This window comes from Bradyrhizobium sp. LB13.1, assembly GCF_054056815.1.
Genome location: NZ_JBSRYQ010000001.1, coordinates 5,266,411 through 5,292,580, shown reverse-complemented (window position 1 = coordinate 5,292,580; position 26,170 = coordinate 5,266,411). Strand labels below are relative to the sequence as shown.

The window sequence follows — 26,170 nt, the reverse complement described above, 5'->3', positions numbered from 1 at the left end:
ACCCGTTTCCTAATCTGGTCGAAGAGAAGGGTAGAACGCATTAAACTTTGATACGTTGGCTCCGTGTTGCGAGCCAAAGTCGAAGGAATACAGTCCGCCCGAGTGCCCTCGGCGCGCGGCGTATCAGGCCAGCGCACCGGTGACGGCGCAAGGCTAGAAGCAAGCGTAGGAACCTTCACCCCAAGGACGAGTTGGCCGTCGGGCAGGGCGAAAGTCATACGAGGCCAACCGTGCAAGCGAGGCCAACCGTGCAAGACAACGTGCGCGTGCGCACCACAGCGCAAATCGCGGGCCATCCGATTCATCCGATGCTGGTGCCGATACCGATCGCTTGCTTCATCGGGGCGCTGCTGACCGACATCGCCTACGTCGTCAGTGCCGAGATCATGTGGGCGGATTTTTCGGCCTGGCTTCTGGTCGTCGGCGTCATCTTCGGCGTGCTGGCGGCAATCGCCGGTCTGACCGATTTCCTCGGCAACCGCCTGGTGCGGGCGCAGCCGCCGGCCTGGCCGCACCTGATCGGCAACGCGGTGGCGCTGATCCTGGCCACCGTCAACGCCCTGATCCACACGCGTGATGCTTGGACATCGGTGTGGCCGACGGGGCTCTTGCTTTCGGCGATTACCGTGCTGATCCTGCCCGTCACCGGCTGGCTTGGCTGGGCCATGGTCTATCGCCACGGCGTGGGAGTTGCGCGATGAAATCCTCAATCGCTCGCGCCCTGTTGTGCTCCTCGCTGCTATGCCTCGCCGCCTGCAATGACGGCAGTGGCGATCCGAAGGCGCAAACCGGCGCCAACCCGACGCTCCCCGACATCCAGCAATATCTGCTGCCGCCGATGCACATTGCCCGCATCGTCGGCTGGAAGAAGGACGAGACCCCGGCCGTCGCGCAAGGTTTGCAGGCCAAGGCCTTTGCGACGGGCCTGCAGCATCCGCGATTCCTTTACGTGCTTCCCAACGGCGACGTGCTGGTGGTGGAATCCAAGGCGCCAAAGGCGGCCCCGATCAAGCGGCCGAAGGAAATCGTGATGGGATACATCGAGTCCTGGGCGACATCAGGCGGCGACACCGGCGAGAGCAACCGCATCACGCTGCTGCGCGACAGCAACGGCGACGGCGTGCCGGACACGCAAAGCGTCTTCCTCGACCATCTCAATTCGCCGTTCGGCGTCGCGCTGGTTGGTAACGACCTCTACGTCGCCAACACCGATGCGATCGTCAGATATCCCTACACGGAGGGTGATACGAAGATCACCGCCCCGGGCACGGTGCTGACGCCGCTGCCGGGCGGACCGATCGACCATCACTGGACCAAGAGTCTGGTCGCGAGCCCCGACGGTTCAAAGCTCTATGCCGGCGTCGGCTCCAACAGCAACATCACCGAGAACGGCATGGAGGCCGAGCACAATCGTGCCAACATCCTCGAGGTCGATCGTGCCAGCGGCCGCTGGCGCATCTTCGCGAGCGGGCTGCGCAATCCCAACGGTCTCAGCTTCGAGCCGCAGACCGGGGCGCTGTGGACGGTGGTGAACGAGCGCGACGAACTCGGTCCCGATCTCGTCCCCGACTACATGACATCGGTGAAGGACGGCGGCTTCTACGGCTGGCCCTACAGCTATTACGGCCAGCACGTCGATCCTCGTGTCAAGCCGCAGCGGCCCGACCTCGTCGCCAAGGCGATCGTGCCTGACTACGCGTTGAGCTCGCATGTTGCGCCGCTCGGAATGGCCTTCAACACAAGCGCGAGTCTGCCGGCCGCCTACCGCGGCGGCGCCTTCGTCGGCGAGCATGGCAGTTGGAACAGGCAGGTCTTGAACGGCTACAAGGTGGTGTTCGTGCCGTTCACGGATGGCAAGCCGAGCGGCCCGCCTCAGGACGTCGTCACCGGCTTCCTCAACAACGACAATCACGCGCGCGGGCGGCCCGTCGGCGTCGCCATCGACAAGACCGGCGCGCTGCTGGTCGCCGACGACAGCGGCAACATTGTGTGGCGTGTGACCGCTGCGCATCCCCAGGTCACGCAAAGATAGACCTGAGAACGGGAGGAGTTGGACCATGGGCCTTGCTCAATACGCCATCGTGCCAGTGCAGGACGAATGGGGTGTGCTGCACGACGGCGACGTCAAGAGTAGATACGCCACCAAGGAAGCCGCGTTCGAATCGGCGGTCGCCGCGGCATCCCTAGCGCTTCGCGAGGGACACGAGGTCCATGTCAGCGTGCCTGGCCGCGATGCCGGCGAGAACGCGCTCGGCATTTGACGGATCACTCCGAGCAGATATTTCAGGAGGCCGCGATGACCAAGCCCCGTGAGCCGAACGGCATTGAGCCCTCTCGCTCCGAAGACGACATTCAGCGCGATCAGCTCGGGCCGCGCGGCGTGCCGGATGCACCGGATCCCGCCAAGATGACACCGCAACGCGACAAGAAGACGCCGAAGCAGGTCGATCCCGGCCATCCCGCCTGACGGCTGCCCCGCGGCTGGCGCGGCCGTGCCATTCGGAACCGCCATTCCCGGTCGTCGCATCCGAGGGTAAGACTGGCGTCACAGGTGTGATCTGCGCCTGGCGGGCAGGCGACGGTTGGAATGCGGTTTCTGAAATCTGACAGCAGGCTCATCGGCGTCCTGCTGGTGCTCGCGGTTACCCAACTTGTTGGGTGGGGTACAATAGGTCTTCCCGCCATCGTCGGGCGCGCTCTCGCGGCCGATCTCGGCATGAGCCTGCCGGCGGTGTTCGCCGGGACATCCGTTCTGTATGTGTCGATGGGGCTGTGCGCGCCCTGGCTGGCCAAGTCGTTTGCGCGGCATGGCGCGCGAAACGTGATGGTGGCGGGCACGGTCCTCACCGTGCCGGGCTTCATACTGCTGTCCCTCGCGCGCGAGCCGATGCTCTATTTCGCCGCCTGGATCGTTCTCGGCATCGCCGGCAGCGCCACGCTTTCGACCGGCGCCTAAATATCATGCTGAACGAGGTCGCCGGGCGGCAGGCCAAGAACGCGATCGGCGCGCTGATGCTGGTGACGGGTCTGTCGAGCAGCATCTTCTGGCCGACCACCTCGTTTCTCAGCGATCAGCTCGGCTGGCGCGCGATGTGCCTCGTCTACGCGGCGATGATGCTCGTCATCAATCTTCCGCTCTTTGCGTTTCTCGCGCCGCGCCGGAAAGTTGCCGGAGATGCTGGCGGTGGACCGCTGAAGTCTTCGCCGCCGCCTGCGATCCCCAGGAGCACCTTCAGCCTCGTCGTCGCCGCGATCACGCTCAATGCCTTCGTCAATTTCGGCATCGGTGCCATCATGATCGAGTTGTTGCGGGCGGAGGGGCTGGCGCCGGCGCAGGCGCTTTTGTTCGGCTCGATGCTGGGCGTGATCCAGGTCAGCGCCCGCGGGCTCGATTTTCTCGGCGGCGGGCGGTGGGACGGAATCACGACCGGGCTCGTCGCCGGCACTGCGCTCCCGGTCGCCATGCTGCTGCTGATGTCGAGCGAGGGCGCGACCTGGGCGGTGGCGGTCTTCATCCTGCTCTATGGTGCCGGCAGCGGCGCGATGGCGGTGGCGCGGGCGACGATCCCGCTGGTGTTCTACGATCAGGCCGAGTTCGCCAAGGCGATGTCGATGATCGCGCTGCCGCTCAATCTCGCCTCCGCCCTTTCTCCGCCGCTCCTGGTCGGCCTACTCACCCAGTTCGGCAGCCGCGGCGCGCTGGGGCTTACCTTCGTGTTCTCCTGCGCAACAGTGCTGATCTTGGTCCTGCTCGGCCGACGGCGGCCGGAGGTGGTTGCGGCGGCGGTGACCTGAGAATATTCGCACTGCGGAAATTCGCTGCGAGGGTGACCTGCGCCGGGCGAGCGGGGGGATGGCCGTATGCCCACAGTGCAGTGCTCAGACCGCCAAAATAGTGTATCCGCAGGAAGCGCGGCCCGCGACCTCGCCGCCGCGCCAATATTCAGTTCCCGGAGGACTTCGACATGTCGGCCCTGCCGCTTTCAGGCATCAAGATCCTTGACCTCACCCGCGTGCTTGCCGGACCCTTGTCGGCCCAGATGCTGGGCGATCTCGGCGCGGAGGTGATCAAGATCGAGCGGCCGGGCACCGGCGACGACGCGCGCGCCTTCGGGCCGCCTTACCTGACCGATCCCGAGGGCAAGGCCAACAACAACAATTCCTTCTATCTCTGCGCCAACCGCAACAAGAAGTCGGTCACGGTCAACATCGCCAAGCCCGAGGGGCAGGCGATCATCCGCGAGCTCGCCAAGGACGTCGACGTCTTCATGGAGAACTACAAGGTCGGCGATCTCAAGCGCTACGGACTCGACTACGAGACGATCAAAGCGATCAACCCAGGCATCATCTATTGCTCGGTGACCGGCTTCGGCCAGACGGGGCCTTACGCGCCGCGCGCCGGCTATGACGCCATCCTGCAGGCGATGGGCGGCCTGATGAGCGTCACCGGCCATATCGACGGCGAGCCCGGCGAGGGCCCGATGAAGGTCGGCCCGTCGATCGTCGACTACATGACCGGCATGAACACCTCGATCGGGATTCTCTCGGCGCTGTACCATCGCGACGCCAATGATGGCGTAGGACAGCATATCGACGTCTGCCTGTTCGACACCGTCATTGCATCGTTGTCGCACTGGCTGCAGATCTACCTCGTCAACGGCAAGACCCCGCCGCGCCGCGGCACCTGGGGCAATGGCGGCATGCCGGCCGGCGTGTTCCGCTGCACCGACGGGGAACTGATGCTGGTGGTCGGCAATGACGGCCAGTTCCAGCGCACCTGCGCCGTGCTCGGTGAGCCCGAGCTCGCGAGCGACAAGCGCTTTGTCAAGAACAACGACCGCGTCGTGCACGGCAAGGAAATCATGGCGATCTTCGCCGGCCTGTTCCTGAAGCACCCGGTGGCCTACTGGCTGGACAAGCTGGAGGAGGCCGGCGTGCCGTCAGGTCCGATCAACAATTTCGAGCAGGTGTTTTCCGATCCCCACGTCCAGTCGCGCGGCATGCGGGTGAAGGTCGACCATCCCTTCGAGCCCGATCTCTCGCTGATCCGCAACGCGCTGACGCTCTCGGAAACCCCGATCGAGACCTACCGCGCCCCGCCGCTATTAGGGGAGCACACCCAGGAGGTGCTCGGCGGCAAGCTCGGCTATGATGCGGACAAGATCGAGACGCTGAAGCAGCAGGGTATCATCTGAGCTTTTGGGAGAAGGGAAGAGGGCCGGCGCTCGCGGAACGTCGCGCATGCCGCCGGCATCCTGAAGAGCCTGGGGGCGAGCGTCGCGACCGCCAAACGAGGCGCGCGCGATGCTCGGCTTGCCTGAGGCTTGCGGGCAATCCCCAGATAATCCCGGTCCGTACTCACACAGGCTTCCGTTCCGCGCGCGACTCAGATTCGATCCTTCCACTCAGTCCGGGAGGGAACGATGTCCTACACGATCGGGTTTCAGGCCAAGGACCAGAAGGCCATTCTGGCGACCGAGGCGGCCACGGCAAACCAGGCCGTCGCGATCGTTGCCGCGCTGCGGCAAAGCGCCGACGAAATAAAGTTCATTCGCTCGCCGCAGGAAGGCGAAATGGGCATCGAGATGCTGCTGCTGCTCGCCAAGGAAGAGGCCGAGGAGATGCCGCAGCACGCCTAGGCGGTTCGGCGAGCAAACTTCGATCGGAAGCGAAGCATGGCGGCTGCAGGATGATGTAGCAAGCCGTCATCTCGCTTGAACGGAAGGTGGCCGCCCATGAAACGCGAAGCGCTCTGCGTCGAACCGATCTCGGCCTTTCTCGATCGCTGGAAGGCGCCGACCTCGCCGGTCACGCGCGCCGGCAACATGATCTTCGTCGCCGGCCTGCCGCCGTTCGAGCCCGAGACGGGCGAGATCGCGGAAGTGCCGATCGAACGGCAGAGCGAGCTCGTCATGGAGCAGATGAAGCTGTGCCTTCGGACGGCGGGCGCGAGCCTGGACAACGTCATGAAGTGCAACGTCTACTGCACCTCGACAAAACACTTCGCGGCGTTCAACGCCGTCTATGCGCGCTATTTCCCGCAAGATCCGCCGGCGCGGATCTTTGTCTGCACGCCGGAATGGTTTGGCCCCTTCGACGTCGAGATCGACTGCATCGCGATGATGTGAGGTTTCAGCGTGCCGCCACCTTGGACGGCGCCTTCGCCTCCGTCCGTCCCGCCGTCAGCGCCATCGTCGCCACGCTGACGACGCGCGCGACGACGTCCTCGACGTCGTCCAGGTCGCATTTGCCTTCCGAGAGCTTGGTCAACCGCTCGCTCTCGCGGATGGTGTGGTGCGCCATGGCGAGCGCGAAATTCAAGCCCCAATAGATATCGACGTCGCTGCGGTCGGGCAGGGCGCGGCGCATCGCGCCGGCGAATTTCCGCAAATGGTCGATCTCGCGGTTCTTGATGCGGCGGATCGGCGGCACGGATTCGATCGAGGCGCGGATCATGAAGCGCGCCGCGGTGGAGCGCTGGTTCTCCGGGCCGAGGCAGCCGCGCAGCGTCGGGCCGACCAAGGCATGCAGGATCACCTCGATCGACGCGCGGCCGCCGCCTTGTTCTTCCGCCGCCTTCAATTCGCGCAAGCGCTCGCGGTTGGTGGCGATCGAGCGTGTCACGAACAGCTCCGCGATCAACTCGTCCTTCGAACCGAAATGATAGTTCACCGCCGCGAGATTGACACTGGCCTCCGCGACGATGTCGCGCAGCGTCACGTCGCCGAACCCGCGATCGGCATAGAGCCGTTCGGCGGCGGCGAGAATGGCAGTCCGGGTATGATCACTGGCCATGGGTGCCCCTCGGGGAGGGAGTTGCAATTCAAACACTTGTATGAAACTATCGTTTGAAGGCCGGAAAAGTCAATCCGCAATCGGGACTCGTTCGCAAACGCGCGAACCGGTTCCGAAGCATCCGCAAGCCGCGCATTGGCGCTTGCAGGTCGCACGGTGCGGGAGGACAGTCCGGCGCAAATCAAGTTCGCAAAGAGACAACGAGGAGCGTCCCCATGGATTTCGATCTGTCGCCGAAGCAGAAGGAATGGCTCGACCGCGTGCGGTCCTTCATGGCCAAGCACGTGCGCCCGGCGGTGCCTGTCTACAACGAGCAGGATCACAGCGGCGAGCGTTGGAAGGTCATCCCGGTGCTCGAAGACCTCAAGAAGAAGGCGAAGGCCGAAGGCCTCTGGAACATGTTCATGCCGCCGAACGAGCATGAGGACGACGAATTCCGCGGCGCGGGACTGACCAATCTCGAATACGCGCTGCTGTCGGAAGAGATGGGCCGCATCACCTGGGCTTCGGAAGTCTTCAATTGTTCCGCGCCGGACACCGGCAACATGGAAGTGTTCATGCGCTACGGCTCCAAGGAGCAGAAGCGTAAATGGCTGCGCCCGCTGATGGACGGTGAAATCCGCTCCGCCTTCCTGATGACGGAGCCGGCCGTGGCCTCGTCCGATGCCACCAACATCGAGACCAGCATCGTGCGCGACGGCGACCACTACGTCATCAACGGCCGTAAATGGTGGTCGTCCGGCGTCGGCGATCCCCGCTGCAAGATCGCGATCCTGATGGGCAAGACCGATTTCAAGGCGGCCAAGCACCAGCAGCAATCTCAGATCCTGGTGCCGCTCGACACGCCCGGCATCAAGGTCGAGAAGATGCTGCCCGTGTTCGGCTTCGACGACGCGCCGCATGGCCACGCCCAGGTGCTGCTCGAGAACGTGCGGGTGCCGAAGGAAAACATCCTGCTCGGCGAAGGCCGCGGCTTCGAGATCGCGCAGGGCCGCCTCGGTCCCGGCCGTATCCATCACTGCATGCGCACCATCGGCAAGGCCGAGGAGGCGCTGGAGAAAATGGTAAAGCGGCTCACCTCGCGCACCGCCTTCGGCAAGCGGATCGTCGAGCATTCGGTGTGGGAGCAGCGCATCGGCGATGCCCGCACCAACATCGAGATGACGCGCCTTCTGTGCCTCAAGGCCGCCGACATGATGGACAAGGTCGGCAACAAGACCGCGCAGGCCGAGATCGCCATGATCAAGGTCGCAGCGCCCAACATGGCGCTGAAGATCATCGACGAAGCCATCCAGGCGTTTGGCGGCGCAGGCGTGTCCGACGAAGCGGGCCTTGCCAAGGACTACGCCCACATCCGCACGCTCCGTCTCGCCGACGGCCCGGACGAGGTGCACAATCGCGCCATTGCCAGGCTTGAAGTTCGGAAGTATGCAAACTCTTCCAGTCATTAAGAGGGAGGGCGGAAGCGCGCTCCCGACTTGAAGAAACGACAGGGCATGATCCTTATTGGATAACCGCTTGACGCAAGTGCAAGAGCGGTTACCGATTAGGATCATGCTTGGACTGAAGAGGGAGCGTCATCGTGGCTGACGGCGTCAGGAAAGACGAAGAGTTCTCGGGCACCAAGCCTGTCGAGGAACGGCATCGTATCGACGAGATGCGGCTCGAGGCTTGGTTGCGCGACAACGTCGAGAGTTATGAGGGACCGCTGGTCGTGCTCCAGTTCAAGGGCGGCCAGTCCAATCCGACCTACCGGCTCGACACGCCGAACCGCTCCTATGTGATGCGCCGAAAGCCGTTCGGCAAATTGTTGCCGTCGGCGCATGCGGTCGATCGCGAATATCGGGTGATCGCAGCGCTTGGAAAGCAGGGCTTTCCGGTCGCGAAGGCCTATGCGCTGTGCCAGGACGACAGCATCATCGGTTCGGCCTTCTACATCATGTCGATGGAAGACGGCCGGGTGTTCTGGGATCCGGCGTTGCCGAGCCAGACGCCGGAGGACCGCCGAAAAATCTTCACCAGCAAGATCGAGACGCTGGCGAAGCTGCACATGTACGATCCCGTCGCGATCGGTCTTGGCGAGTTCGGCAAGCCCGGCAATTATTTCGCGCGCCAGATCGACCGCTGGACCAAGCAGTATCGGGCGTCCGAGACCCAGACCATTCCGGAGTTCGAGAAGGTCGCGGAATGGTTGCCGAAAACCGTGCCGGAGCAGGCGCGCATCTCGATCGTCCACGGCGACTATCGCCTCGACAACATGATTTTCCACGCGACGGAACCGCGCGTGCAGGCCGTGCTCGACTGGGAATTGTCCACGCTCGGCGATCCCATGGCCGACTTCACCTATCTCCTGATGCAGTGGGTCATGCCGGGCCTTGAGGGCGCCGACCTCAAGGCGCTCAACATTCCGAGCGTGGAAGAGGCCGCGCAGATCTATTGCAACGTCACCAAGATGACGGTGCCTGACCTCAACTGGTACTTCGCCTACAATCTATTCCGCCTCGCCGGCATCACCCAGGGCATCGCCGGCCGCGTCCGCGACGGCACCGCGGCGAATGCCAAGGCGCTGGAATCAGCCAAGCGCACCGTACCGCTGTCGAAAGCCTCTTGGGAATACGCGCAGAAGGCGGGCGCGGTTTAAGGAATCCGAAGGCGCGGCTGACGGCCGCGCCTTTTTTCCTCGATCGCCGTTCTCGTGTCCCGGACGCGGCGCAGCACGAAGTGCTGCTCCGCAGAGCCGGGGCCCAGTTACGTCGCATTGAGCCGTTCGGGACAGAATGACGAGAGAGATGCCCGCATGATCGACCACACCGCGCTCATCACCTACATCCTCATCGTCCTCGGCTTCGTCTTCATTCCCGGTCCGGCGACACTCCTCACCATGGCGCGCGCCGCGAGCTCGGGAACCAGGGTCGGCATCGCGACGGGCGCGGGAATTGCGGCCGGTGACGTGGTCCACACCACCATGGCGATCGTCGGCCTCTCTGCGATCATCGCAACTTCGGCCCTCCTGTTCAGCGTCGTCAAATACGCGGGCGCAGGCTTCCTGATCTATCTCGGCATTCGCGCCATTCTCGACAAGGCGCCGCTCGAGGTGAATGGCGGCGCGCCCGCGATCAGCGCAACGTGGGCATTCCGGCAGGCCGTGCTGACCGAGGTGCTTAATCCGAAGACCGCGCTGTTCTTCCTCGCGTTCCTGCCGCAGTTCGTCCGTCCCGAGCATGGTTCGACGACGCTGCAGCTCGCGCTGTTCGGCGCTGTCTTCGTGTTGCTCGGCCTCGTCAGCACGGTGGTGTTCGCCGTCGGCGCCGGCCGTCTTGGCAATTTGCTACGCCGCCATCCGGCCGTCGTGAAATGGCAGGGCAAGGTGGTCGGGACCATCTACTGCGCGATTGGCGTGCGGCTGGCGTTGCAGGAGCGCTGAGCGGTATCCGCCGCTCTCGTGTCCCGGACGCGGTGCAGCACGAAGTGCTGCTCCGCAGAGCCGGGACCCAGTCACGTCACCAAGGTATTCAACTCATTCGTAAGATCGCGCCAATCCCGATTGAGCTCTTCGATCAGCTTGAGCTTCCACGCCCGTCGCCAACGCTTCAACGAATGCTCGCGTGAGCGTGCCTCGAGCACGGACTCGAAGGTTTCGAAGTAGACGAGCAGAGTTTACATCGTATTGCCGCGTGAAGCCGGGTAGGAGTTTGGACTTGTGCTCGGTCATTCGTCGACCGAGATTGTTGGTGACCCCGACATAAAGAGTCCCGTTTCGCTTGCTCGCGAGGATGTACACGAAAAAGGGCATCTGCATGCAACCTGTGTCCGATGGTGGCGCGACTTAAGATTGCATGTTGAGGCACCGTCGCCAAGGGCGCCTGGGTCCCGGCTCTGCGGCGCGTCACTGCGTGCCGCACCGCGTCCGGGACATGTGAGCGGATTCCGGGCGAGCGATTTCGCCTCCGGAGGCCGATGAATAGCCATGCTTTCTTGTCCCGGACGCGGTGCAGCACGAAGTGCTGCTCCGCAGAGCCGGGACCCAGATAGCTGCAGACACCAATTATGACGCAACACAATGCGCGATCAGCTTCTCCACGAACGCCGCGCATTTCTCCAGCTGCGCCATTTCCACGAATTCGTCCGGCGTGTGCGCCTGCGCGATTCCGCCGGGGCCGATCACCACGGATGGGATATCGGCCATGCTGGCGAACAGGCTCGCCTCGGTGCCGAAGGCGACCTTGGCGTGGTCGTTGCGGCCGGCGAGGCTCTTGGCCAGCGTCACGATGGCGGCGTCGGCGGCCGTGTCGAGCGCGGGGTAGTCGAGGATCTCCTCGAAATCGATGCCGCATTCCGGATGCATCGACTTCATCGCGGGCTCGAGCTCGGCCTTGGCCCAGGCGACGATCGCATCCGTGACCTCGCGCGACTCGGTGATGCCGATGCCGCGGCATTCGAAATCCACCGTGCAACTATCCGGCACGATGTTCAGCGCGGCGCCGCCATGGACGATGCTGGTGAGCAGCGTCGAGTGCGGAACATCGTAGAGGCTGTCCGTTGACCGCACGGCGGCGAGCGTGACCGTGCGGCGGCGGATTTCGACGATCAGCTCGGCCGCAAATTCGATCGCATTCACCCCGTCGGGCGCGATCGAGGAGTGGCGGGCCAGCCCCCGAAACGTCGCGCGCACGCCGTGCTTGCCCTTGTGTCCGATGATGACCTTCATCTCGGTGGGCTCGCCGACGAAGCAGCCGAGCGGCCTGACCTTCTTCTTCGCGATCTCGCCGAGCATCGGCCGCACGCCGACGCAGCCGATCTCCTCGTCATAGGAGATCGCCAGATGGATCGGCGTTGCCAGCTTCACCTCCAGCATTTCAGGCACCATGGCGAGGCACACCGCGACGAAACCCTTCATGTCGGTGGTGCCGCGGCCGTAGAGCCTGCCGTCGCGCTCGATCAGCTTGAACGGATCGTGGCTCCAGTCCTGGCCGACCACAGGCACCACGTCGGTATGTCCTGACAGCACCAGGCCGGGGCGGTCCTCGGGTCCAATGGTGACCCACAGCGAGGCCTTCTGTCCGGTCTCGTCGACGATGCGCTCACCCTTGACGCCGAGCGCGGCGAGATAGCTCTCGATATGCGCGATCAGGGGCAGGTTGGAGCGATCGCTGATCGTGTCGAAGCCGACGAGGTCGGCGAGCAGTTTTCGGATACGGTCGGGTCTTGAGCTTGGCATTTTCACGTTCTTATCAGGAGGTGGGAAGCTGACGCAGCTTGCATGAACCATACCAATGTTGCGGGTGTTAGGGCAAACCAGCACAAATCCGTCCGGGCGACGAGATGTTGTGTGGCCCGTCGGGCAAAACACCCAAATGCTCGGTCAACCCGCATCGCCAAAGATATTCCGCTTTACCGAAATTCGGAAACGGCGTATGTATCGCCGCAACCCGGCCCAAGGAAGAGGGGCGTATCGCGATCGTCACGAACGCGGGCCGGGCGGCGGTGGACGCCGATCACATCGGCGCGAATGGTTTCGCAGGGCGGAGAGCCGTGAGCGAAGGCGTCGCGCGCACGACCGGTGTGATCGGCGTACGGCCAAATCGTGTCGTCCTGGCGCCCGGAGTCTGTGCGCCAAGTCTTGCGGTGATGTGTGCTGTCCGACCGGACCGCGCGCATCAGCCATCCGCAGGGCGACGGGGGCAATAGTGCATCGCTCCCCGGGGAGAGCACGACATAAGCCGTTCCAACCATTGCGCAGGGAAGGCCGGATGTTGGGCTTCACCTGTATGCCGCTGTGCAATTTTGTTACGACAACTTCGCACAGTGGACCGCGGGTGCCAGCCGGCACCCGGTCTTCCCTGCGCTCTCTTTCATTTGAGGGTGAGACGACGAAGCAAAGCTCGGGCGAAACACGCCGCGAGGATGCGATCCCATGTCAGGCATTCAACAACGCTCTCGTGCCCCGGACGCAGCGCAGCGCCTCTTGGCGGTGCGCTGCAGAGCCGGGGCACATGCAGCAGCGAGTGCGCGGCTTTCTGGGTCCCGGCTCTGCGCAGCAACGCGAAGAGGCGTTGCGCTGCGTCCGGGACACGAGAGTGCGTGCGAGCTAAACCGGTTTCCCCGCATACGGCATCGACGCTGTCAGCCCGCCGTCCACCGGGAATGCCTGGCCGTTGACGTACGACGCCTCGTCGCTGGCCAGAAACAATCCCATCGCGGCGAGCTCGTGCGGCTGGCCGGGGCGCTTGAGGGGGTTGAGCTGGCCGATCTTGTCGGCGGTGCCGCGCTCCTTGGCGCGGTCGAAGATTGGCTTGGTCATGCCGGTCTCGATCAGGCCGGGGCACACCGCGTTGATGCGCACGCCGGTGCCGGTGAGCGAATACGCGGTGGTCTGCACCAGGGAGATCACGCCGGCTTTGCTCGCTGCATAGGGATGACCGCTGGCGCCGGCCTTGAGACCGGCCACGGACGCCGTCAGCACGATCGCGCCGGATTGTTGCTTCACCATGTGCGGCATCGCATGCTTCACCGCGAGGAACGGCCCGATCAGATTGATCCGCAACACCTCCTGCCATTGCTCGACGGTCTGCTCGCCGAGCGGGACGAGTCCGCCGGAGACGCCGGCATTGGCCCAGATCACGTCGAGCCGGCCGTGCGTCTTCACCGCCTTGTCGATCACGGCCATGACGTCCTTTTCGGAGCCGGCGTCCGCCACCATCGCTTTGGCGACACCGCCGGCCTTCTTCACCTCGTCGACCGTCTCCTTCACCGCCTCGGTGCGATCGACCGCGATCAGCTTGGCGCCTTCCCTGGTGAACAGCAGCGCGGCCGCGCGGCCGATGCCGCTGCCGGCACCGGTGATAATGACGGATTTGCCTTGCAGACGGCCCATGCGTTTTCTCCCTCTGGTTCGCACGCGACGCTTGCCGCGCGACGGAATTTCAAACAAGATTTCAACCGGTAAAGTGTCTTGAGACACGTTCGCTACTGACGTACAGCGACATCAAACGGGATGGAAGGGTTTCGATGGCAGGTGCAGACAAGCCCAATGTGGTCACGACGCGCTGGTGGTGGGTCCGTCACGCGCCGGTGCGCAATGACGGCGGCAACATCTACGGTCATTCCGATCTCGCCTGCGACACCAGCGATACCTACGTCTTCAATGCTGTTGCCAAGGTGCTGCCACGCAATGCGGTCTGGTATTCGAGCAATCTGATGCGCACGCATCAAACGGCCGAAGCGATCTGGGCGGCCGGTTTTCCGAGACCCGCGTCGATGACACGGGAAGCGGACCTCGCCGAGCAAAACCTCGGGCGATGGCAGGGCATGAACCGCGCCCAGTTCATCGCCAGCCGCCCTGTCGGCTCGAGCTGGTTTGCCGATATCAACGAGCCCGCACCCGGCGGCGAGAGTTTTATGGACCTCTACAATCGCGCCCGCCGCACCATCGATCGGATCAATGCCGAGGCTGCGGGGCGTGATGTGATCGCAGTGGCACATGGTGGCACCATCAAAGCGGCACTTGGGCTGGCGCTCGATGGCCAGCTGGAGAAGGCGCTGTCGTTCGACATCGACAATTGCTCGATCACGCGGCTCGACCATTTTGCGAACCCCGAGCGCACGGTGTGGCGGCTGCCGATGGTGAACCAGCAGCCGTGGATCGCGGACGACGCGCATGCGGAGATGCATCAGCCGGCAGGACCGGAAGTCAAGAAACTCGCCTGAGCAATTGTCCGGCCGCGGGACCACGGCGTAAGCTTCAGGCCAATTCAAATCATAACTCTGGGAGAGAAACATGACCTTGTTCGACATGAAGGGAAAAGTCGCCGTCATCACCGGCTCGACGCGCGGTATCGGGCTTGCGATCGCCGAGCGCATGGCTGAGCACGGCGCCAAGGTGGTGATCTCCTCGCGCAAGGCCGACGTTTGCGACCAGGTCGCGAAGTCCATCAACGACAGATTCGGCAAGGGCACAGCAGTCGCGATCGCCGCCAACATCTCCTCGAAGGAAAACCTGCAAAATCTCATCGACGAGAGCAACCGTGCCTTCGGCAAGATCGACGTGCTGGTCTGCAACGCCGCATCGAATCCGTATTACGGTCCGCTCGCCGGCATCTCCGACGATCAGTTCAGGAAGATTCTGGACAACAACATCGTCGCCAACAACTGGCTGATCTCGATGGTGGTGCCGCAGATGATCGAGCGCAAGGACGGCTCGATCATCGTCGTCTCCTCGATCGGCGGGTTGAAAGGCTCGACCATCCTCGGCGCCTACGCGATCTCCAAGGCCGCCGACATGCAGCTCGCGCGCAACCTGGCCTGCGAATACGGCCCGCACAACATCCGCGTGAACTGCATCGCGCCCGGCCTGATCAAGACCGATTTCGCCAAGGCATTGTGGGACAATCCAGAAAATTTGAAGGCTTCGACCGCGCGTTCGCCGCTGCTCCGTATCGGCATCCCCGACGAGATCGCGGGCGCCGCAGTGTTCCTGGGATCGCAGGCCGGCGACTTCATGACCGGCCAGACCATGGTGATCGACGGCGGCGCGACGATCAGTTGAGGCCCCAGTAGGTGTCATCGTCCGCGAAGGCGGACGATCCAGTACTCCGCGGCTGTAGTGGCGTGAAGGAATGGCCGCCGCGGCGTACTGGATGCCCCGCCTGCGCGGGGCATGACAGTGAGGAAGGATGCAGCGTCGCGCGTAAGCGATGCAGCCTCAATCCACCGCCGCGTACACCAGATCCCGCACCAGCGTCCGCGTAAAATCGCGCTGTCCCGGGCCCTGGCTCATGAACACGACGAACAGATCCTCCTTCGGATCGATCCAGAAGAACGTCCCCGCAATGCCGCTCCAGAAATACTGGCCGACGCTGCCGGGGAAGGGCGCGATGCCGGCCTCGCGGCGCACGGCGAAGCCGAGGCCGAAGCCGTGGCCGGGCGACAGGAGAGTGCCGTTGGTCACGACGTGAGGTCCGAGATGATCGGACGCCATCAGCTCCAGCGTTTTGCGGCCGATGATCCTGTTGCCGTCGAGGGTGCCGCCGTTGCGCAGCATCAGCGCGAAGCGGGCATAATCCATGGTGGTGGAGACGAGGCCGCCGCCGCCGGACTCCATGATCGGCTGCTCGATCATGTTGAACAGCGCGACCTTGTCGCCGGTCCAGGGATCGGCCGCGAACGGCTCGGCCAGCCGGCCGGCATTGGCTTCGCTGGTTGCAAAGCCGGTCTCGGCCATTTGCAAGGGCGCGAGAATGCGCTCGGCGAGGTATGTGCCGAGCGACTTGCCGCTGACGATTTCGATGATGCGGCCGAGGATGTCGGTGGAGCGGCTGTAGTTGAACTCGTCGCCGGGATGGCAGACCAGCGGCAAGCTCGCCACCAAGGCGGCGTGCTCGGCATTGGTGATCTTGCGGCTGCGCACCCGCGAGTCCTGGTAGAGCTTGTGCACGGGGCCGTCGCCCTGGTGCTCGTAGGTCAGGCCGGAGGTGTGGCGGAGCAGGTCCTGCACCGTCATCGGCCGTTTCGGCGGAACCAGTTCCAGCTTGCCGCCGCTGACCACGCCGACCTTTTGGTCGGCGAACTCAGGGATGAATTTCGCGGCGGGATCGGCAAGCAGCAGATGGCCGTCCTCGACCAGCGCCATAATGCCGACCGACACGATCGGCTTGGTCATCGAGAAGATTCGGAAGATCGAATCATGCGCCATCGGCGCCGCGCCCGTCGGGCTCTGCTTGCCGAGCGCCTCGAACCAGCCGACCTGGCCGTGCCGTGCCACCAGCACGGTGACGCCGGGAATGGTTCCCTTGTCGATCTCGCGCTTGAAAGCGTCCGACATGGCCTGAAGGCGGGGACGTGACAGCCCGAGCGTCTCGGGGCGGGCCTCCGGCAGAGGCGGGGTGTTCGGCGCGGTCGAGGGGCGAGGGGCGGCTGTCGCAGAGGCTGTCGCAGTCATGGGCACTCCCGGTTGCTTATTATTATTCGGGGCCGACTGTGGCCCAGAAGGCGCGGCACAAACAAGCGAAGCCAGCGCGCTTCACCCTTGCAATCCGGCCTTGCAATCCGGCCGCCCCCTGTGCTTCAAAGCGGCCTGATCCGGGCGGCAACGCAGGGTCCGTAGGAGTGTAGCTCAATTGGTAGAGCACCGGTCTCCAAAACCGGGGGTCGCAGGTTCGAGCCCTGCCACTCCTGCCAGCAAAATCAAACACTTAGATCAGATGCTGGCGGGACGGGAACCTGCCGTTTCCAGATCGCCTCCGCGAGGGCGATGTCGACCACGGAATCTTCGCCGGAAGCCAGCGGCGTCCTCTGCTCGACGATATCGGTGACGAATGCATCGGCCTGACGCCGAAACGCCCAACTCTTTTCGCGCGACAATTGCGTGCGTTGTCCTTGCTGATCGAGGATGATCTCCGCCTCCTGCTCGGCAAAGGGCGGGGGCAACTCAATGGTCACTGCGCCCCGCTCGAACGCGATGCTCAGACCCTCACGCCAGCCGCCCTCAGATCCATTTACGAGTTGCAGCGCGCAGGCGACGCCGTCGAAGTCGAGCGTCACGGTCGCCGCGCCCGAGGTCTCGACGGTGCTTTGCGCGACTGCCGGCGACGATCCGAGCACGTAGCGCACGAGATTGATGATATGGCTGAACACGTTCAGAAAATGGTCGTAGCCGGGTCGCATCGCGCCGGGCATCCAGTCCGGGCCATCCTGCCAGAGCTCGAGCCCGTCCGGCCGCGCTTCGCCGGTCATGACGAAGTTGTCCTGCGACCGGCCAGTGTTGCCGCCGAAGCACCAGCCTCGCGCCCCGATAACGCGTCCAAGCGACTGGTCCGCTCGAATGCGCGTCAACTCGGCCAGCGCGCGTGCCACGCCGGCGTCGTGACGCTTCATGTAGCCGATGCTGTAGACGAGGTTTTGTCGCCGCGCGGCCTCGGCCAGTGCAACGGCCTGAGCCGTGGTGTAGGCCATCGGCTTTTCCGACAGCACATGCCGGCCGCTGTTCAACGCATCCAGCACGATCGGGCCGGTGGCGCGTCGCTTCGTCACGACGACGACCGCGGACACGTCGCTGTCCGCCAGCAGCTCCCGGTGCGTGCCGTAGACCCGGGCGATGTCGAATTTTTGCGCCGCTGCGGCAGCGAGATCAGGCCGGAGATCGGCGATCGCGACAACGCGGCAGAGGGGGTTGGCGGCGAAATTGGCGAGGTGGCACATCTGGCCGACCATGCCCGTTCCGATGATGCCAATGCCTGGCGCCACTTGCTAGGATCCCTCGAAGCGCTTCCGGATGACGAGGAAATGCGCCGGTTGTCCCCAGGTGTTGATGAAGGCCGGGTCTGACTGGATGAGAGCGGTGACCGCGGACACATCCCGTCGCTCGATCGCGCCAAGGATACGATGGAAACTGTCGAGCGTCGCGACGATGGCGCCGATGTCGGAAGCATCGTCGGCGAGAATTTCTGTCGTCCTTATCGTCTCGCGCAGCGAGGCGAGGCTCGCGATCACGCGGGGCAGGGTGGCGCCGAAGGGATCATCGATCATCCCATCGACATCGAGAACCAGTGTCTCGATCGAAGCCGAGATCGCGTCGACCGCTTCGGTGCTACCGGCCAGATAGAGTTTCCGTCCGCCGAGAAAGCTCAGACGGCTGCGGCCGAGATGGCGCGTCGCGCGCTGCAGCTTCTCGTCGTCGGACAGAACCTTCTTGTGCCAGTAGACGTCCAGGCTGTCGCGATAGGCGGGCCACGCCGAATGGATGTCGAATCCCTGCTCGTGCGCCGCCCTACACAAGGCTTCCGCGTCGAGGAAGTAGCGGTGCCGGACGAATGGATTTTCGAGCACGTCCATCAGCCACGATTCGAAGCTGCGTGTGTGCGGAATGCTGTTCCATTTCGCGTCGAACAGCATCTTCGCCGTTTCGAGCACGGGACGGCCCGTCAGTACCTTGCCGGCCGCATGAATCGCCTTGAGCGCGAGCTCGAAGAATCCGCCGTAGCGCTCGTAGTAGGAAACGACCGCGTAACCGTCCGGATTGAGCAGCCGGTGAAAGATGCCGAGCCAATTCTCAGTCGGCTGCACCGTGTAGATGAATCCTTCGGCATCGATGATGTCGAAGCGACGATCGCTGCGAAATCCTTCGACATCGGACGATACGAGTTCACGCAGACGTTCCGCTTGGCTGAAATGCGCGAAGTAATCCTGGATTTTCGCGTGCGCATGCCGGTTCGGCTCGGCGAGCGTCATGTTTGCGCCCCAGCCTGCAAACACCAGCGCGTTCTCGCCGGAATCGGGGCCGAATTCGAGCACGTCGGCGTCGCGGAACAACCGCGGCGGCAGCACCAGCTTGTCCGAAAACAACTCGCGCCGCAGGCCGGCATAGGCTCCGAGTTCGGCGGCGGATTTGAAATTCCCGAACGTCGGCAGGACCTCCTGACGTTCGTAGTAGTTGAAGAGCTTGTCCTCAGCCATGCCGCGACTCTGCGGCCGCCTCGAGGCGATCGAGCTCGCTCCAGATGTCCGAGGGTGCGAAGATCGAAACGATGTGGAGCGGGCGCTTCACGGTTTCGCGCAGCCGGCTGCTGACCCTGTCTTCGTTCTCCTGGTTCACGGCCAGAAGGCAGACGAGCGGATTCGACTTGCCTGCGAGGCCCTCCGGCGAACGGATCGGAATGCCGGTGCCGGGCAGGAACAAGCCCTGGCGCTCCTTCTGGTCGTCGACCGAGAGGTCGACGAGATCCGCGAGTTCGTGGGCATTGGTGAAAGTGCAGGCGCGGCAACCGGCGCCGTAGATGGCGATCTCGGCGCCGTTGGCGCGAGCCTTGGCGAGGATCGGGCGGAGCCGCGCGCCGTACTCCCTTGCGCGCTGGCCGAACCTCTCGCCGACGCCGGCAGGGGCGGGCGGTGGCGTCATGTCGTGCGCGGCGCGGCGCGCTGCGATCGCGAGGCTGCCGCCGCTGAAATTGTATTTCTTCACCGACACCGCCTCGAAGCCGTGGCGCGCCAGCAGCGCGAGCAGTGTCGGTTCGGTGAAGTAGCTGACGTGCTCCTCCCACAGGACCGAGAGGTCGCCCGCCGTCGAGCCGGGTGCGAAATCAGGCACGTCGATGAACAGCAGCCCGTCGTCGCTGAGCGCGATCTTCACGCAGTCGAAAAAGTTCTCGAAATCGACGATATGCTCCAGCACCTGGCGCGAGACGACGAGGTCGAACTTGCCGGCCTCTGCGACCGCGTCGTGACACAGCGCCGGGCTGATCATGTCAGCATAGACCTTGATGCCGCGCTCGCGGGCGATCTTGCCTGACACCGGGTTCGGCTCCACGCCCACCAAAACCTTCGCGCCGCGTTCGCGCAGCCTGTCCATGAACAGGCCGTCGTTGCATCCGATCTCGAACACGGATTGATGGCTCGAGAATTTCGCGATGGTATCGAGCTCGTCGACCTGGTGCGGCTCCGGCTTCCAGCTGCTGAAATTGTAGTTGAACTGCCGGTACAGAATGTCGGGATCAATCGGCTTGACGATCTGGGGCAGGCCGCACTCGCCACACGCCAGCACCTCGAATGGATACCGTTCGTCCTGTTCGTCGCGGCTGTGCCGAAGCCGATGCGCAATCGGCATCTGTCCGAGGTCGATGACCGGGCGCAAATTGGTCGAATGGCAGAGGCGGCAATGATCGGTCACGGATTTGGCTCTGTGCAGGAAAAGCGAGGAAACATCGGTGCTCCAGGCGATACGCGACGCAGTTGAAGCCTATATCGCGCCAGAAGTCTTGCCACAATTCTTAAGTTGCCGTGCCGTGGCGAGCGCACCAACCTTCGTGACGTAGTCCTGGACTTCAGCGGCATCGCTGCCGTCGGGAGCCCAGTCGGGAAATGCCGTGCGGGAGGGATCGAACGGACCGGCGGTGGTTTCGTGAAACACCAGCCACTCCGAAGTGATCAGGATCGAGTGAAACACCTGCTCGGGCATCCGGTAATAGCAGCGCTTGCCCTGGCCGTAAGGCGCCATCTCGAGCACGTCGCGTATCCGCCCGTCATCCTCGAAGATCACGACCTGCGCGGTGCCTTCGATGACGTGGAACGACTCGGCTTTGCCAAAATGCTTGTGAGGCCGCACATAGGCCTCGCGATGATGCACGATGAGCATCTCGTGCAGGCCGGACGAGGGATCGGGATGCGTGCACAGTCTGCTGCGCAGACGCGGATTGCCGGCGGCGATGCGCTTCAGCTCGGCGATCGTGGCGTCGTCCGCCGTGACGATGGCGTCGTCCGAATAATATACTTCGGGATTTTGCGCACGCAGCGTCGGCCGGCGCAGGCCCGTTGCTTCATTCGAAGAAGATGAACCCATGGTCGCCCCGGTATCCGCATTTGTCGTAGATCCACGCCCACGTTTCCGGACCGTGGAAACTCAGGCAAGTGAGCTGCCAGTAAAGCAGGTTCGCCTTTTCGCGCTCGTCGCGGAACGATTCCACCATCAGATATTTCGAGGCGCCGCGCCCAACGCGCTCGATCTCGGACACGGCGCGGAAGACGTCCTCGAGCGGAAGATTGTGAAGCACGCCGAGCGACACCACGAGATCGAAGCTGTGGTCGGGATAGGGGAGCTCGACGGCGCTGCCGATCTTCAATTGCGGCCGCACCTCCTCCTTGGCGTTGGCGATGCCATAGTCGGAGATGTCGATGCCGGCGATCGTGAGGCCGGTCACGAGTTGGCTGAACTCATGGAGCAAATAGCCCTTGCCGCAGCCGACATCGAGCACGCTCATCCCGGGCTTGATGCCATAGCGGTCGATCAGGGTCTGGGCGAGCGGGCGCCACCGTCCGTCGTAACGATAACCGCCATAGCCATAGCGGCGGTCGCCGTCCCAATAGTCGTGTCCCCATTGCCGGGCCACGGTGGCGGATTTCGCCTTGTCGTGCTCGACGACCCGCTGAACGTAGTTCCGCTTGGTCGACGCGTGCATCGGCTGGAGTAAGTTGATCTCGGTCATTGTCCTCAACCGGTCCGCGGCATCGTCACAGGATGGTCGCGAATTTGTTGACGAGCAGAATGTCCTCGACGGCCTGGATGCCGTCGCGCGAGGACAGCGTGATCTCCTCGACGGCGGCGTGCAAGTCGCAGCCTTCGCTCAGCACGCGGTCGTAGATCTCCCGCCGCCGCGCCTCTTCGGGCGGCCAGCATGAAGATGCTGTAGAGAATCAGGCCACGCAGCCGCGGCAGCTCGTCCAGGATGTCCTCCATCACCATGTAGCTGCCTTGCATGGTGTGCTCGGCGGCGCTGAGCAGATAATGCAGGTTCTTCCGCCGCGCGTAGTCGCGGATCACGATGTTCTGGACGTGCTGCGGAGTGCGGCTGCCGTTCAGCGGCCGGGCGCCGATATAGCCGCGATGGCCGGCTCGCTCAGCCATGGAAGCCTCCCGGCAGCTTGTACTGCATGCCGACGCGTGTCGCCGGGCGCAGCAGGATCGGTTCGAAGAACTCGCCGAAGCGCTTGTCCGCATAGGGCGACATGATGCTCTTGAAGCGGCAGTTCATGCTCCAGCGCGTGCCGGGCTCCTCGTTGATGCGATTGCCGTGCATCAGGGTCTGGTTGAACAGCATCACGTGGCCGTAGGGGATATCGATGAAGGTCGCGTGCGGCTTGATGGTCTTGTACAGCTCCTCGGCGCTGCGCAGGCTGGCCATTCGGTCCTGCATGTCGCCGTTCAGGGACGGCGGCAGCAGATACATCGATTTGGAGCGGTGGACGTCGACCAGCGGCACCCACACCACGACTTCGAACGGCGAGTCGCCCGACCAGACGTCGGAATGGGTGGCGAGCAGCGAGGAATCGTCGCCCGGCAGCTGGATGCTGAGATTGACGCGGCGCTGCATGCAGAGCTCGTTGCCGACGATGGTCTCGATCGTCGAGCGCGCCAGGCGGAAATAGGTCGGTCGGAACCAGGGCTCGGCGTTGAGGCCGTTGAAGACGCGCAGCCGCAGGCCGTTGAGATCATCCACGTTCACCCGCGTGTGGATGGTGTCGAGCATCGCGTAGGGGTCGTCGCCGTGCGGCAGCTTCAGATAGTCCGCCGCGAGCTCGGCGGCGCGCCGCTGGATCCGGTCGAGCCCGGCGCGATCGTCGGCCGGCGTGGTGACGAAGCCGTCGTCAATGAAGCGTTGCGCCAGCGCCTGCTCATCGGCCTCGAGGAAAGCCGTGTCCGTCATGCAAAATACTCCCGGGCGGTCGCGCAAACATAGCTGATGTCCGAGGCCGAGAGGAACTGGTTGATGGGAAGCGTGAGGATCTGATCCGCCTGCCGCTCAGTCACTGGGAACGCGCCGCGACCGTGACCCAGATGCGCCGCCGCCTCCTGGAGGTAGATCGGTACCGGATAGTGGATCGCGGTCTCGATACCCTTGTCGGCAAGATATTTCTGGAAGTCGTCGCGACGGTCCGTCTGCACGACGAAGGTGTGGAAGGTGTTGTACTCGACGTTGCGGCAAACCGGGATGAACAGGGGAAGGCCGGCGAGCTCAGTGCGGTATTGCGCGGCGTTGCGGCGCCGGCGTTCGATCACAGAGGGCAGGTGACGTAGGCGAATGCGAAGCACCTCGGCCTGGACCGTGTCGAGGCGTGACACGATGCCCCACTCCTGGACGTCACTGCGATTGATCAGGCCGTGATTGCGCAGGCGTCGAATTCTCGCGGCCAGCTCGGCGTCGGCGGTGACGACGAAGCCGGCGTCGCCCGCGGCATTGAGATTCTTCAGCGGGTGGGCGGAGAAGCAGCCGAACGTTCCGATGGTCCCGCTCATCCGCCCGTCATAGGTCGAGCCGATGGCCTGCGCGCTGTCCTCGATCACGGCGAGAGCGTGCTTGGCCGCGATCGCCATCAGCGGGCTCATGTCGGCCATGCGTCCGGTCAGGTGCACCGGCATGATCGCCCTGGTCCGCGGAGTGACGGCGGCCTCGACTGCGGCCGGATCGATGTTCTGATCCGGCAGTACGTCCGCAAACACCGGCGTGGCGCCGACGGCGACGATGGCGGCGGTCGATGCCACGAACGAATTCGGCGGGGTGATCACCTCGTCACCGGGGCCGATGTCGAGCGCCCTCAAGGACAGGATCAGCGCATCGGTGCCGGAATTGAGCGTCACCACATGCGGCGAGCCGAGATAAGTGGTGAGCTCTTCTTCGAGCTTCGCAACAGCCGCGCCGCCGATGAAATCGCCGCGCTGGAATACGCCCTCGACCGCCTGCATGATCTCGCCGCGCTCTTCCTCGAATTGCGCGGGAAGATTGACGTACCCGATGCGCCGGCGGCCGGTGTCAGCGTCCATAGCAGAATTTCCGGACGATCTCGATGACGCGGTCCTGCTGGGCGTGCGTCAGGTGCTGGTCGACGGGGAAGCTGATGACTTCCTGGGCGTGGCGGTCGGTGACCGGGAAGGCGCCCGGCGCATAGCCGAGATGCCTGAGGCCTTCCTGCTGATACAGCGGGATGGGGTAGTGGATCTTCGCTTCGATGCCGTTGTCCAGGCAGTATTTGTAGAGCTCGTCGCGGCGCTCGGCGAACACCATGTAGAGATGGTAGACGTGCTTCACGTTGGGCCGGCGCGGCGGAATGCGCAGGCCGGGCAGGCCGGCGAGGCCCGCGTCATAATAGGCCGCGTTCTCGATCCGACGGCGTGTGATCTCGCTGGTCTGGCCGATCAGCCAGTTGCCGACCACCGCCTGAAGGGAATCGAGCCGCGAATTGCAGCCGAGGATCGCGATCTCGTCGCGATTCTTCATGCCGTGGTTGCGGATCAGGCGAAGCCGCTCGTTCATCCCGTCATCATTGGTGACGACGACGCCGGCATCGCCCCAGACGTTGAGGTTCTTGAGCGGATGCAGGGAGAAGCCGGCTGCGATACCGTGGGTGCCGGAGCGCTTTCCCGCGAACTCCGACAGAATGCCCTGGCAGGAATCCTCGACGACGGGAATGTTGTGACGTTGGGCGATCGCCATCAGCTTGCCCATGTCGGTGACCTCGCCGGTCAACTGAACCGGCATGATCGCCTTGGTCTTCTCCGTGATCGCGGCTTCGACGTAGTCGACGTTCATGCAAAAGGAATCGTCGCAGTCGACCAGCACGGGCGTCGCGCCGGTCTCCGCGATGGCGCCGACGGTGGCGATGAAGGTGTTCGCGGCGGTAATGACCTCGTCGCCATGACCGATGCCGAGCGCCTTGAGCGGCAGCTTGAGCGCATCGGTGCCCGATCCGACGCCGATGGCGTGACGTACGCCGATCAGCTCGGCAAAGCGCCGCTCGAATTCGGCGACTGGCTTGCCCAGGGTGAAATCACCGGTCGCCACCAGTCGGCCGATCTCGGCCAGGATCGGTGCCGGGTCGGAGAATTGCTCGAGCAGATAGGAATATCGAACGTCGTGCATGGGGCCCGTCAGGTGGAATGAAGTTGAGGAGAGGATGTGTGCGAAGCGGCGAGCGCGCGCTCGATCGAGGTCGCAATGGCGCCGGCGGAAAGTCCATGCTTCTTCAGCAGCGAGTCCTGCGATCCGTAATTGTGCATGAACCGGTCCGGCAGCGACAGCCGAAGCATCGGGGGCAGGCCGAAGCCGAGCTTGTCGATCAGCGCCTCCGCGATCGCGCTGCCGAGGCCGCCGGAGGGCACGTGCTCCTCCAGTGTCGCCACCAGCTTGGTGCCCCGGATTGATTGCAGCAGCGTCTCGGTGTCGAGCGGCTTGACCGTGTGCATATGCAGGATGCCGGCGCGAATGCCCTGCACAGCCAGCAGGTCGGCCGCAGCGAGTGCGCGCTGGAGCATGATGCCTGTCGTGACCATGACGATGTCACCGGGCGGCCGCATCAGGATGGCCTTGCCGATCTCAAAGCCGTGCTCGGCCTTCGAAACGATTGCGTCGCCACCCTTGCCGAGCCGGATGTAGATCGGTCCGGTCCAGTCGAGCGATTGCTCCATCAGCCGCGCCGCCTCGTCGGCATCGCACGGGCAGACCACCGTCATGTTCGGCAGCGCCCGCATGATGGCGATGTCCTCGATCGCCTGGTGGGTGGGGCCGAGCGGCGCATAGACGAGCCCGCCGCCATTGGCGATCAGCCGCACCGGTAGATTGTGCAGGCAGAGATCGACGGCGACCTGCTCGTAGCAGCGGCGGGTGAGGAATGTCGCGATGGTGTTGACGTAGGGCACGAAGCCTTCCATCGCGAGACCGGCCGACATGCCGATGATGTGCGCTTCCGAAATGCCTTCGATCAGGTGGCGCTTGGGAAACTCCTTGCTCATCGCGCGCAAGGTGCCCGCGCCGGGATCGGAGCCGATGTAAAGCACACGCTCGTCGCGCGTGGCGAGCTTGTGGACCATGTTCATCGCGGTATTGCGCATGGGAAG

At 63.9% G+C, this 26,170-nt stretch carries 26 protein-coding genes, 1 tRNA gene and 2 pseudogenes; 14 read left to right on the top strand and 15 right to left on the bottom strand.

Features of this window, described 5'->3' with window-relative positions; all coding sequences use genetic code 11:
• The first annotated feature begins 248 nt into the window (after nt 1-248).
• From ACVWYI_RS25465 to ACVWYI_RS25430, 8 genes and pseudogenes are all read left to right on the top strand, one after another.
• On the top strand, nt 249-701 hold the full coding sequence (locus ACVWYI_RS25465) for a DUF2231 domain-containing protein (protein ID WP_247446004.1): 453 nt from the start codon (nt 249-251) through the stop codon (nt 699-701).
• Nucleotides 698-2,032, top strand: a complete 1,335-nt coding sequence (locus ACVWYI_RS25460) for a PQQ-dependent sugar dehydrogenase (RefSeq protein ID WP_456663502.1) — start codon at nt 698-700, stop codon at nt 2,030-2,032. Before ACVWYI_RS25465 ends, ACVWYI_RS25460 begins: the two co-directional genes overlap by 4 nt.
• A 25-nt stretch (nt 2,033-2,057) precedes the next feature.
• The gene (locus tag ACVWYI_RS25455) at nt 2,058-2,261 is read left to right on the top strand and encodes a hypothetical protein (protein WP_092220800.1); all 204 of its coding nucleotides are present in this window, start codon (nt 2,058-2,060) and stop codon (nt 2,259-2,261) included.
• Between the two features lie 35 nt (nt 2,262-2,296).
• Nucleotides 2,297-2,467: a hypothetical protein gene (locus tag ACVWYI_RS25450; protein ID WP_247350294.1), complete on the top strand. Its 171-nt coding sequence runs from the start codon at nt 2,297-2,299 to the stop codon at nt 2,465-2,467.
• Nucleotides 2,468-2,587: 120 nt separating this feature from the next.
• Nucleotides 2,588-3,795, top strand: a pseudogene (locus tag ACVWYI_RS25445) (MFS transporter).
• Between the two features lie 170 nt (nt 3,796-3,965).
• Complete coding sequence (locus tag ACVWYI_RS25440) at nt 3,966-5,195, top strand: CaiB/BaiF CoA transferase family protein (RefSeq protein WP_456663501.1); 1,230 nt, start codon at nt 3,966-3,968, stop codon at nt 5,193-5,195.
• Between the two features lie 228 nt (nt 5,196-5,423).
• Nucleotides 5,424-5,639, top strand: a complete 216-nt coding sequence (locus ACVWYI_RS25435; RefSeq protein WP_247350289.1) for a hypothetical protein — start codon at nt 5,424-5,426, stop codon at nt 5,637-5,639.
• Between the two features lie 96 nt (nt 5,640-5,735).
• Complete coding sequence (locus ACVWYI_RS25430) at nt 5,736-6,128, top strand: RidA family protein (RefSeq protein WP_456663500.1); 393 nt, start codon at nt 5,736-5,738, stop codon at nt 6,126-6,128.
• Between the two features lie 4 nt (nt 6,129-6,132).
• On the opposite strand, the gene ACVWYI_RS25425 is transcribed toward ACVWYI_RS25430, so the two are convergent.
• Nucleotides 6,133-6,795 (bottom strand): TetR/AcrR family transcriptional regulator, encoded by a 663-nt coding sequence (locus tag ACVWYI_RS25425; protein ID WP_354104135.1) that lies wholly within the window; start codon nt 6,793-6,795, stop codon nt 6,133-6,135.
• A 215-nt stretch (nt 6,796-7,010) separates the two neighbouring features.
• Here ACVWYI_RS25425 and ACVWYI_RS25420 point away from each other — a divergent pair, with 215 nt between their 5' ends.
• The 3 genes from ACVWYI_RS25420 (at nt 7,011) to ACVWYI_RS25410 (ending at nt 10,219) form a co-directional block, all read left to right on the top strand.
• Entirely contained in the window at nt 7,011-8,246 is a 1,236-nt protein-coding gene (locus tag ACVWYI_RS25420) for an acyl-CoA dehydrogenase family protein (protein WP_354050887.1), read from the top strand.
• A 131-nt stretch (nt 8,247-8,377) separates the two neighbouring features.
• Nucleotides 8,378-9,436: a phosphotransferase family protein gene (locus tag ACVWYI_RS25415; RefSeq protein ID WP_247445998.1), complete on the top strand. Its 1,059-nt coding sequence runs from the start codon at nt 8,378-8,380 to the stop codon at nt 9,434-9,436.
• Nucleotides 9,437-9,592: 156 nt separating this feature from the next.
• Nucleotides 9,593-10,219 (top strand): LysE family translocator, encoded by a 627-nt coding sequence (locus tag ACVWYI_RS25410; protein WP_456663499.1) that lies wholly within the window; start codon nt 9,593-9,595, stop codon nt 10,217-10,219.
• Nucleotides 10,220-10,290: 71 nt separating this feature from the next.
• Here the strand turns inward: ACVWYI_RS25410 and ACVWYI_RS25405 are convergent.
• From ACVWYI_RS25405 to ACVWYI_RS25395, 3 genes and pseudogenes are all read right to left on the bottom strand, one after another.
• Nucleotides 10,291-10,588: pseudogene (locus ACVWYI_RS25405) on the bottom strand (GIY-YIG nuclease family protein).
• A 252-nt stretch (nt 10,589-10,840) separates the two neighbouring features.
• Entirely contained in the window at nt 10,841-12,013 is a 1,173-nt protein-coding gene (gene argE / locus ACVWYI_RS25400; RefSeq protein WP_456663498.1) for an acetylornithine deacetylase, read from the bottom strand.
• Nucleotides 12,014-12,883: 870 nt separating this feature from the next.
• Nucleotides 12,884-13,669 (bottom strand): SDR family NAD(P)-dependent oxidoreductase, encoded by a 786-nt coding sequence (locus ACVWYI_RS25395; protein ID WP_456663497.1) that lies wholly within the window; start codon nt 13,667-13,669, stop codon nt 12,884-12,886.
• Nucleotides 13,670-13,803: 134 nt separating this feature from the next.
• Between ACVWYI_RS25395 and ACVWYI_RS25390 the strand changes: the two genes are divergently transcribed.
• Both ACVWYI_RS25390 and ACVWYI_RS25385 read left to right on the top strand, forming a co-directional pair.
• Nucleotides 13,804-14,502, top strand: a complete 699-nt coding sequence (locus ACVWYI_RS25390) for a histidine phosphatase family protein (protein WP_456663496.1) — start codon at nt 13,804-13,806, stop codon at nt 14,500-14,502.
• A gap of 70 nt (nt 14,503-14,572) precedes the next feature.
• Nucleotides 14,573-15,340 carry an SDR family NAD(P)-dependent oxidoreductase gene (locus ACVWYI_RS25385; protein ID WP_247341098.1) on the top strand — a complete coding sequence of 256 codons (768 nt, stop codon included), beginning with the start codon at nt 14,573-14,575 and terminating at the stop codon, nt 15,338-15,340.
• 156 nt (nt 15,341-15,496) lie between these two features.
• On the opposite strand, the gene ACVWYI_RS25380 is transcribed toward ACVWYI_RS25385, so the two are convergent.
• Complete coding sequence (locus tag ACVWYI_RS25380) at nt 15,497-16,732, bottom strand: serine hydrolase domain-containing protein (protein WP_247341100.1); 1,236 nt, start codon at nt 16,730-16,732, stop codon at nt 15,497-15,499.
• A 163-nt stretch (nt 16,733-16,895) separates the two neighbouring features.
• On the opposite strand from ACVWYI_RS25380, the gene ACVWYI_RS25375 reads away from it, so the two are divergent.
• Nucleotides 16,896-16,971, top strand: a tRNA-Trp gene (locus tag ACVWYI_RS25375).
• Nucleotides 16,972-16,977: 6 nt separating this feature from the next.
• On the opposite strand, the gene ACVWYI_RS25370 is transcribed toward ACVWYI_RS25375, so the two are convergent.
• From ACVWYI_RS25370 to ACVWYI_RS25325, 10 genes are all read right to left on the bottom strand, one after another.
• Complete coding sequence (locus ACVWYI_RS25370) at nt 16,978-18,036, bottom strand: Gfo/Idh/MocA family protein (protein ID WP_456663495.1); 1,059 nt, start codon at nt 18,034-18,036, stop codon at nt 16,978-16,980.
• A 3-nt stretch (nt 18,037-18,039) separates the two neighbouring features.
• The gene (locus ACVWYI_RS25365) at nt 18,040-19,245 is read right to left on the bottom strand and encodes a class I SAM-dependent methyltransferase (RefSeq protein WP_456663494.1); all 1,206 of its coding nucleotides are present in this window, start codon (nt 19,243-19,245) and stop codon (nt 18,040-18,042) included.
• Nucleotides 19,238-20,455 (bottom strand): class I SAM-dependent methyltransferase, encoded by a 1,218-nt coding sequence (locus tag ACVWYI_RS25360; RefSeq protein ID WP_456663493.1) that lies wholly within the window; start codon nt 20,453-20,455, stop codon nt 19,238-19,240. The genes ACVWYI_RS25365 and ACVWYI_RS25360 overlap by 8 nt, the downstream gene beginning before the upstream one ends.
• Nucleotides 20,456-20,524: 69 nt before the next feature.
• Entirely contained in the window at nt 20,525-21,124 is a 600-nt protein-coding gene (locus tag ACVWYI_RS25355) for a WbuC family cupin fold metalloprotein (RefSeq protein WP_456663492.1), read from the bottom strand.
• Nucleotides 21,102-21,767, bottom strand: coding sequence for a class I SAM-dependent methyltransferase (locus ACVWYI_RS25350; RefSeq protein ID WP_456663491.1), 666 nt, complete (start codon nt 21,765-21,767; stop codon nt 21,102-21,104). Before ACVWYI_RS25350 ends, ACVWYI_RS25355 begins: the two co-directional genes overlap by 23 nt.
• Before the next feature lie 5 nt (nt 21,768-21,772).
• Nucleotides 21,773-22,186 (bottom strand): LIC12192 family sporadic carbohydrate cluster protein, encoded by a 414-nt coding sequence (locus tag ACVWYI_RS25345; RefSeq protein ID WP_456663490.1) that lies wholly within the window; start codon nt 22,184-22,186, stop codon nt 21,773-21,775.
• Entirely contained in the window at nt 22,179-22,985 is an 807-nt protein-coding gene (locus ACVWYI_RS25340; RefSeq protein WP_456663489.1) for a sporadic carbohydrate cluster 2OG-Fe(II) oxygenase, read from the bottom strand. Before ACVWYI_RS25340 ends, ACVWYI_RS25345 begins: the two co-directional genes overlap by 8 nt.
• Nucleotides 22,982-24,100 carry a DegT/DnrJ/EryC1/StrS family aminotransferase gene (locus tag ACVWYI_RS25335; RefSeq protein ID WP_456663488.1) on the bottom strand — a complete coding sequence of 373 codons (1,119 nt, stop codon included), beginning with the start codon at nt 24,098-24,100 and terminating at the stop codon, nt 22,982-22,984. Before ACVWYI_RS25335 ends, ACVWYI_RS25340 begins: the two co-directional genes overlap by 4 nt.
• Nucleotides 24,090-25,196, bottom strand: coding sequence for a DegT/DnrJ/EryC1/StrS family aminotransferase (locus tag ACVWYI_RS25330; protein WP_456663487.1), 1,107 nt, complete (start codon nt 25,194-25,196; stop codon nt 24,090-24,092). Before ACVWYI_RS25330 ends, ACVWYI_RS25335 begins: the two co-directional genes overlap by 11 nt.
• An 8-nt stretch (nt 25,197-25,204) precedes the next feature.
• Entirely contained in the window at nt 25,205-26,164 is a 960-nt protein-coding gene (locus tag ACVWYI_RS25325) for a transketolase family protein (protein ID WP_456663486.1), read from the bottom strand.
• Nucleotides 26,165-26,170: the final 6 nt, after the last annotated feature.

Bases quoted from the DNA above. Each gene is read 5' to 3' on its own strand.
- ACVWYI_RS25460 (WP_456663502.1), top strand. From the start codon at position 698: ATGAAATCCTCAATCGCTCGCGCCCTGTTGTGCTCCTCGCTGCTATGC.
- ACVWYI_RS25455 (WP_092220800.1), top strand. From the start codon at position 2,058: ATGGGCCTTGCTCAATACGCCATCGTGCCAGTGCAGGACGAATGGGGT.
- ACVWYI_RS25450 (WP_247350294.1), top strand. From the start codon at position 2,297: ATGACCAAGCCCCGTGAGCCGAACGGCATTGAGCCCTCTCGCTCCGAA.
- ACVWYI_RS25440 (WP_456663501.1), top strand. From the start codon at position 3,966: ATGTCGGCCCTGCCGCTTTCAGGCATCAAGATCCTTGACCTCACCCGC.
- ACVWYI_RS25435 (WP_247350289.1), top strand. From the start codon at position 5,424: ATGTCCTACACGATCGGGTTTCAGGCCAAGGACCAGAAGGCCATTCTG.
- ACVWYI_RS25430 (WP_456663500.1), top strand. From the start codon at position 5,736: ATGAAACGCGAAGCGCTCTGCGTCGAACCGATCTCGGCCTTTCTCGAT.
- ACVWYI_RS25425 (WP_354104135.1), bottom strand. From the start codon at position 6,795: ATGGCCAGTGATCATACCCGGACTGCCATTCTCGCCGCCGCCGAACGG.
- ACVWYI_RS25420 (WP_354050887.1), top strand. From the start codon at position 7,011: ATGGATTTCGATCTGTCGCCGAAGCAGAAGGAATGGCTCGACCGCGTG.
- ACVWYI_RS25410 (WP_456663499.1), top strand. From the start codon at position 9,593: ATGATCGACCACACCGCGCTCATCACCTACATCCTCATCGTCCTCGGC.
- argE (WP_456663498.1), bottom strand. From the start codon at position 12,013: ATGCCAAGCTCAAGACCCGACCGTATCCGAAAACTGCTCGCCGACCTC.
- ACVWYI_RS25395 (WP_456663497.1), bottom strand. From the start codon at position 13,669: ATGGGCCGTCTGCAAGGCAAATCCGTCATTATCACCGGTGCCGGCAGC.
- ACVWYI_RS25390 (WP_456663496.1), top strand. From the start codon at position 13,804: ATGGCAGGTGCAGACAAGCCCAATGTGGTCACGACGCGCTGGTGGTGG.
- ACVWYI_RS25385 (WP_247341098.1), top strand. From the start codon at position 14,573: ATGACCTTGTTCGACATGAAGGGAAAAGTCGCCGTCATCACCGGCTCG.
- ACVWYI_RS25380 (WP_247341100.1), bottom strand. From the start codon at position 16,732: ATGACTGCGACAGCCTCTGCGACAGCCGCCCCTCGCCCCTCGACCGCG.
- ACVWYI_RS25365 (WP_456663494.1), bottom strand. From the start codon at position 19,245: ATGGCTGAGGACAAGCTCTTCAACTACTACGAACGTCAGGAGGTCCTG.
- ACVWYI_RS25355 (WP_456663492.1), bottom strand. From the start codon at position 21,124: ATGGGTTCATCTTCTTCGAATGAAGCAACGGGCCTGCGCCGGCCGACG.
- ACVWYI_RS25350 (WP_456663491.1), bottom strand. From the start codon at position 21,767: ATGACCGAGATCAACTTACTCCAGCCGATGCACGCGTCGACCAAGCGG.
- ACVWYI_RS25345 (WP_456663490.1), bottom strand. From the start codon at position 22,186: ATGGCTGAGCGAGCCGGCCATCGCGGCTATATCGGCGCCCGGCCGCTG.
- ACVWYI_RS25340 (WP_456663489.1), bottom strand. From the start codon at position 22,985: ATGACGGACACGGCTTTCCTCGAGGCCGATGAGCAGGCGCTGGCGCAA.
- ACVWYI_RS25335 (WP_456663488.1), bottom strand. From the start codon at position 24,100: ATGGACGCTGACACCGGCCGCCGGCGCATCGGGTACGTCAATCTTCCC.
- ACVWYI_RS25330 (WP_456663487.1), bottom strand. From the start codon at position 25,196: ATGCACGACGTTCGATATTCCTATCTGCTCGAGCAATTCTCCGACCCG.
- ACVWYI_RS25325 (WP_456663486.1), bottom strand. From the start codon at position 26,164: ATGCGCAATACCGCGATGAACATGGTCCACAAGCTCGCCACGCGCGAC.